The organism is Anoxybacillus sp. (genome assembly GCF_036834105.1).
Classification (GTDB): Bacteria; Bacillota; Bacilli; order Bacillales; family Anoxybacillaceae; genus Anoxybacillus.
The window spans coordinates 1-5,322 of the sequence record NZ_DAITON010000146.1 but is presented as its reverse complement, the minus strand read 5'-3'; the positions used below and the strand labels follow the sequence as shown (position 1 = coordinate 5,322).

The window sequence follows — 5,322 nt, the reverse complement described above, 5'->3', positions numbered from 1 at the left end:
TTGGTCTGTTGTAAAATGAAAGTGCTCTTGCATGGGGATTCTCCTTTCGAATGTTGGATCGCACTTTCATTCTACAGGAGATCCTCAGGCAAGGGCTATTTTTATGCTTACTCGATTTTATCTAGCACCACGGGTTGAAGTATATTTCTGAAAATCATAGTAAGCACTTGCTTATATGTCACTTCATATTTGTTTGCAAATATCGAAAAAAGCTATTATTAAAAGTCGGTGATGATATTAAAACTGAAATCGAATCAATAGCTAATCATTACGGTTGGCAAATTATTGAGCAAGAAATAGACAAAGACCATATTCATATCTTAATCAGATATTCTCCAAAATGGAGTATTCTTGAAATCGTTAGATTATTAAAGCAACTCACAACTTATCGAATGTGGCAAAAGCACGAAGTGTACTTATGCCGACATTTTTGGAAAGAACGAACCTTTTGGAGTGATGGATATTTTTCTTGTAGTATTGGGAATGTAAGCAAAGAGATTATTCAAAAATATATTCAAGAACAAGGTCGTTAGGGCTTACATCCCCTAGCCTAAAGGCATAGGGGTTTTACGCCCAATCTTATAAAACGGCCTTCAATTTTTGTTTATCGACGGCGTATTTTAAAAAGCGATTGAATGTCGTCTTTATCCCCTTCCCGCCTTCGCGATTGTGCGGAATGAGCGCGTGGACATGATCGATGATCAGCTCTGTCCCTTCGTCCGTCTCTTTCATTTTGACGCTCTTTAAGATGATGGGACGCGGATCTTCGACGATGACTTCCTCAATGCCGTTTCGTTGATGAGATAGCACATGCACCTCGTTTTTATACGTTCCGTTTCCGCGCGCTTTTACGAGAAAAACGACAATATCTTCTTTTCCATCTTCCGTCACGTCCATCGAATACAATTGCGGAAGTGCTTTCGGGTCGTTTACATGCTCCCATTCTGGAAACGTATACGTTTCTTTTCCGACATGTAGCGTGAAGTGACGGAGCCACTCTCCATCTTCTTTGCCACATAGCTGCACGTTCGCTTCATCCAATTTTTTCGTACACACGTCCCCTTGAGCCGACACGACCGTCATAACTGATAACAATAAGGATAAAAACATACGCGTCCTCCAAACCTTTTTTCACTTAGTATGAAGAAAAAACAGAAAAAATATGTATTGCCTTTTCTAAAAAAGACATGATATGATAATTAGAAAAACATTCGAAAGGGATGGTGAGCTATGAGACGTGTCACATTAACTGACATCTTCCTTCACCCCATCACTCAAAAATATTTGAAACGTTCAGGCGTCGCGCACGCCATCGCTACCGCATACCACGCATATCGCCTCGCCTTGCTTTATGGAGTGAACGTCGATTTAGCGACAAAAGCTGCTTTGCTTCATGATATCGGTCATTATGAATGGTACTCAAACGGAACGTGGGACTATGAAACATATAAACAAAACGATATTCATGCGATTAAAGGGGCAGAGCGAGCGCATAAGTTGCTTATTCGACTCGGCGAACACCCTCAACATGCGAAAGAAATTGCCCTCGCCATTTTGCTTCACACCGATTCGTACCTTCCAGAAGGAGAATTAAAACGAAAGCCGCTCCAGACGATCGTCAAACTTGCGGATGAAGCGGATGAAGAACCGGGCGGTAAACATCATTATCGCCAAATCGATGACGAACTCGCCTTGAAAAAAATTCAACAACTTGATCGCATGGTCGAACAGCAAATGAAGCGTGATGCGCTCGACCAAATTAGCTAAGGCTAGGCGATGTGCCTAGCCTATACATATGATAACGCCTGTTCCACATCAGCAAGCAAATCATCGGTCGCCTCTAATCCAACACTTAGGCGCAACAAGCCGTCCGTAATGCCGCGGCGATGGCGCTCCGCTTTCGGCATAGCGGCATGCGACATTTTCGCCGGATACGATAAAATCGACTCGACCGCCCCGAGACTGACCGCAAACACAGGGATGCGCGCATGTTTCACAAACGTCCGCACCGCTTGTTCGTCTTCCAATTCAAACGACAGCACCGCGCCAAACCCGCGCGCTTGATCGCGATGAATGTTATGACCTTCATGAAAAGAAAGCCCCGGATAATATACGTGCGCCACTTTCGGATGACGATGGAGAAACTGCGCCAGCTGCAACGCCGAACGTGAAGCGTAATCTAACCGAACGTGAAGCGTTTTTAACCCGCGCAACACAAGCCACGCATCTTGCACGCCAAGCACCGCACCAAACGAATATTGCAGTTTGCGCAGTTCCCTCGCCAAGCGCGCATCTTTGACAACCGCAAGTCCAGCTACAACGTCGCTATGGCCGGCTAAAAATTTCGTCGCGCTATGCAAAACGACATCGACGCCGAGATCAAGCGGACGCTGTAACACAGGCGTCGCAAACGTATTATCTAAAAACGTTAAACATCCGTGCGCTTTGGCGAGCTTCACAACCCCACGAATATCCGTAATTTTCAATAGCGGATTCGATGGCGTTTCCATATAAATGACTTTCGTGTTTGGGCGAATGTGGCGCGCTACCGCATCTAAATCAGTCATATCGACAAACGTATGCTCGATGCCAAATCGGCTCAATACATCGGTGAGGATGCGATACGTTCCACCATACACATCATCGGTAATTAATACGTGATCCCCTTTTGACAACAATAAAAACGCTGTTGAAATGGCAGCCATGCCGGAAGCGAACGCAAAACCGCTCACTCCACCTTCTAATTCCGCAATCGTCTCCTCCAACGCCTCGCGCGTCGGATTGCCCGAACGGCTATAATCGTATTTGCCGAACGTATCAAAGTCAAACTGATGAAACGTCGACGCATGATGAATCGGGACGCTAACGGCCCCCGTTTGCGCATCGATCTGCCATTTATTGTGAACGAGTTGCGTTTGCAAATCCATCCTCTACACCTCTTTCATGCGTTGAAACGCTTGAGTTAAATCAGCAATTAAATCGTCCGCATGTTCAATGCCGACAGAAAAACGCAATAGGCGATTACACACCCCGTTTGCGATGCGAACATCCTCTGGAATATCCATATGCGTTTGCGTCGCTGGATACGTAATAAAACTTTCGACACCGCCTAAACTTTCCGCAAACGTAATGAGCTGTAAACTTCGTAAAAAGGCATTCACCCACTTTTCATCGCGCACGCGAAACGACAACATTCCTCCTCTTCCCGGATACAATACGTCCGTCACATCTTCATGTTCGGCTAAAAATTCATATATCGCCTTTGCGTTTTGTTCGTGCTGGCGCATGCGAAGCGCAAGCGTCTTCATGCCGCGAATTAACAGCCATGAATCAAATGGAGACAACACCGCACCGATGGCGTTATGATACATCGCCAGCTGTTCGCACAATTGTTTTCCTTTGGCGACAATGAGCCCAGCTAGCACATCGTTATGTCCGCCTAAATATTTTGTCGCGCTATGAACGACGATATCGGCTCCTTTTGTGAGCGGCTTTTGCAGTACAGGGGTGTAAAACGTATTATCAACGATAAGAAGCAGCCCATGTTGTTTCGCAAACGCCGCGACCGCTTCGATGTCCGCTTCTTGCATTAAAGGATTCGTTGGCGTTTCTAAAAAAATCGCCTTTGTTTTGTCCGTCACATGCCCCTTCACCGCATCAACATCGCGAAAATCGACGTATGTAAACGTCATGCCGCACTTGCGCCAGCCTTTTTCAAACAAACGATACGTCCCGCCATATAAGTCGGCCGAAACGAGAAAATGGTCGCCGCTTTCAAATAGCGCAAACACCGTTTGAATCGCCGCCATGCCTGAACTACATGCGAAACCTTGATCCCCTTCTTCTAGCTGTGCAATCGCCTCTTCGACAATATGCCTTGTCGGGTTGCCGGTTCGAACGTAATCGTACCCTGTCGATTGTCCGATTCCTTCATGACGATACGCCGTTGAAAAATATACTGGCGGATTGACCGTCCCCGTCGTTGTCTCGCTTCGATTACCAATTTGCGCTAACCGTGTTTCGATATGACTCATTCGCTCTCTTCCTTTCTAAAAAAATAAAAGCCTTCAAAGAAGAAGGCTTTTTTGTCCATAGACAATCGCTTCTTCTTATCTTCCGAATTGAACGCCAATTCGCTGGATTTAGCACCTGACCGTTTCCGGCTGGTTGCTGAAGCTTCATCGGGCCAGTCCCTCCGCTTCTCTCGATAAGAACGCAAAACAATATCGAATTTTCTGATTTTTAATTAATGTACATCATTTTCAAAAACATTGCAACTGTTTTTTATCGCCTAATAATCAAGTATGTTGCCCAAGGAAAAGTTGGAGCAAAAAAGACTTGAGGCATCGCCCCAAGTCTCTTATCGTTCTGCCGCAAGGGCATCTGCTTTTGTCGGATGCACCGTTCCAGCTGGATGTTGTGGCGGGGCATAAATCGAGTACAGTTTAAGTGGAACGTTTCCCGTGTTCATCAAGTTATGCCACGTTCCCGCTGGCACGAAAATAGCCGATCCGTCCGCTACCTTCCTTTCAAACGTGAGCTGATCTTTCCTTTTTCCCATCCGCACAATGCCTTCCCCTTGTTCGATACGCAAAAATTGGTCGAGATGATTATGAATTTCTAATCCGATATCTTCTCCAACTTGAAGGCTCATTAACGTCACTTGCAAATGCGGCCCTGTCCATAGCGCCGTACGAAACATATTGTTTTGTTTCGTCGCTTCTTCTATTTGCACAACAAATGGATTCGGCCCGTAATCTGTCGCGGTTGCGCGCGGAAGCGGATACCCCATCATCGGATATGGATACATCGGCACATACATATAGCTCGGATAGTAATAATACAACATTCCCACCTCTTTCAATATCATCAATCGCTATGTTATGCGCCGTGCTTGAACAACGTCCCTAATACTTTTTTCACCCATTGAAATGAACGATATCTCCAATATAACAATGCCGATCCACACCGATCGCAAACTACTTTTTGTAACTTCAAAAATTAATTTTTCAACCTAAAAAACAGTTCATCCTCCCGCTTTTTCACCCCATTTGTCATAAAAATCACCCACAAAATTCAATTTTCCACTTTTGCATTTCCCGTATTTCCCGATTGTAATGAAATTGCCCCTTATATTCTACGAAAGGATGATCTGTATGCAATACCTCGATTTAAAAATGGATTTTATGTTTAAACAACTGTTCGGCCACCCAAGCAGAAAGTCAATCACCATGGCGTTTTTAAATGCTTTGCTACATCGGACTGGGGATGATCGCATCATCGACGTACAGTTTGAAAACACCGAACTCACGAAAGAAACAG

Annotated in this window: 7 protein-coding genes and 1 riboswitch; of the genes, 3 read left to right on the top strand and 4 right to left on the bottom strand. The window is 45.1% G+C overall.

All coding sequences use genetic code 11. From position 1 onward, the window contains the following. Positions 1–134: 134 nt before the first annotated feature. Entirely contained in the window at positions 135–533 is a 399-nt protein-coding gene (gene tnpA / locus V7Z64_RS11600) for an IS200/IS605 family transposase (protein ID WP_334110483.1), read from the top strand. A 46-nt stretch (positions 534–579) separates the two neighbouring features. Here tnpA and V7Z64_RS11595 read toward each other — a convergent pair whose 3' ends face one another. Continuing rightward, on the bottom strand, positions 580–1,110 hold the full coding sequence (locus tag V7Z64_RS11595; RefSeq protein ID WP_297988937.1) for a hypothetical protein: 531 nt from the start codon (positions 1,108–1,110) through the stop codon (positions 580–582). Positions 1,111–1,230: 120 nt separating this feature from the next. Here V7Z64_RS11595 and V7Z64_RS11590 point away from each other — a divergent pair, with 120 nt between their 5' ends. After that, complete coding sequence (locus tag V7Z64_RS11590; protein ID WP_219985493.1) at positions 1,231–1,767, top strand: HD domain-containing protein; 537 nt, start codon at positions 1,231–1,233, stop codon at positions 1,765–1,767. A gap of 20 nt (positions 1,768–1,787) precedes the next feature. On the opposite strand, the gene metC is transcribed toward V7Z64_RS11590, so the two are convergent. The 3 genes from metC to V7Z64_RS11575 form a co-directional block, all read right to left on the bottom strand. Next, positions 1,788–2,927 (bottom strand): cystathionine beta-lyase, encoded by a 1,140-nt coding sequence (gene metC / locus V7Z64_RS11585; protein WP_297988934.1) that lies wholly within the window; start codon positions 2,925–2,927, stop codon positions 1,788–1,790. Between the two features lie 3 nt (positions 2,928–2,930). Further along, a complete protein-coding gene (locus V7Z64_RS11580; protein WP_297988932.1) occupies positions 2,931–4,034 on the bottom strand; it encodes a methionine biosynthesis PLP-dependent protein in 1,104 nt (367 codons plus the stop codon). Between the two features lie 72 nt (positions 4,035–4,106). Next, positions 4,107–4,214, bottom strand: a riboswitch (SAM riboswitch). A gap of 146 nt (positions 4,215–4,360) precedes the next feature. Then, the gene (locus V7Z64_RS11575) at positions 4,361–4,846 is read right to left on the bottom strand and encodes a cupin domain-containing protein (protein WP_442885207.1); all 486 of its coding nucleotides are present in this window, start codon (positions 4,844–4,846) and stop codon (positions 4,361–4,363) included. Positions 4,847–5,156: 310 nt separating this feature from the next. Here V7Z64_RS11575 and V7Z64_RS11570 point away from each other — a divergent pair. Next, on the top strand, positions 5,157–5,322 hold a 166-nt coding region (locus V7Z64_RS11570), incomplete at its 3' end, for a PD-(D/E)XK nuclease family transposase (protein ID WP_334110485.1).

Coding starts and splice junctions, on each gene's coding strand:
- V7Z64_RS11595 (WP_297988937.1), bottom strand. CDS start 1,110: ATGTTTTTATCCTTATTGTTATCAGTTATGACGGTCGTGTCGGCTCAA.
- V7Z64_RS11590 (WP_219985493.1), top strand. CDS start 1,231: ATGAGACGTGTCACATTAACTGACATCTTCCTTCACCCCATCACTCAA.
- metC (WP_297988934.1), bottom strand. CDS start 2,927: ATGGATTTGCAAACGCAACTCGTTCACAATAAATGGCAGATCGATGCG.
- V7Z64_RS11580 (WP_297988932.1), bottom strand. CDS start 4,034: ATGAGTCATATCGAAACACGGTTAGCGCAAATTGGTAATCGAAGCGAG.